General features: G+C 41.4%; 1 pseudogene. It reads right to left on the minus strand.

The window, feature by feature from the left end:
* Nucleotides 1–254: 254 nt before the first annotated feature.
* Nucleotides 255–914, minus strand: a pseudogene (locus tag A3757_RS26025) (hypothetical protein); the annotation flags it as partial.

Raw genomic sequence — 914 nt, forward strand, 5'->3', positions numbered from 1 at the left:
CTCATTCCATGTTCCAAGCATATCGATCGTCAAGATATCGTGCTTTGCATCGATCACAAAATTGGTTGTCTCTATGCGGCTCCCGCCTTCAACGCTAGAATTCGGGGATGAAGTATATGTAGACATGGCCTTTCTCAACATTCAATTACAATTCACACAGTACTTAACAAAAGTGTATGTCATCACAGCAATATAGCGAGTTTTACCAACAAAAAAACATAAATAAATTTAAATCAGGCATAAAAGCCATACTTTTAGAAGTACTTCACTAACTCCAGCTCTAAATAGTCTTCATCTCTTAGACCGTAAGTTTTCAATTGGTCGTCACTTTCGGCACCGTGAAACACGCGCGCTTCAATATTCAACTTAAGATCGCTCGCCAGTCGCTTGTTCGCCTCGAATGAAAACATCAATTCCTCAGTACGTGGATCAAAAATGACGCCCGTTAGGATTTCAGAGGAGTCTTCATCATTAAAGGCATAACGCCAACCGGCAAAAATATCTCGTTCAAAAGCGTGAGTTGCGTGCTCTTTACGGTCATCAAACATATATTCCAACACCCACCCCAGATCAGCAGAGCTTTCGAAAATACCCACTTGGGTATATTCAAAGCCAAATACTGCGGCGCTATATCGACCTTTTCTACCAAGAGCATCACCAAAGCCGGAATTGGTGATACCTTCAAACTTTAATAGCCAAGAGTCATAAATATATTGAAGTTCAATACCAGTCTGATCGATAAGATGATAATGAGGAACTAACTCAGAAAACGTAGCATTCGGGCGGAAACTGGCTTCACGACTCGTGCCGGAAAAATGAGATAAAGCAAACTCTAATTCACCGACATAATGTGAATAACGGACAGCAAAGTCACTATGCCATTCTTGTGCACCCGATGCATAGCTTGCTTCATC

It is taken from the genome of Oleiphilus sp. HI0117 (genome assembly GCF_001635235.1).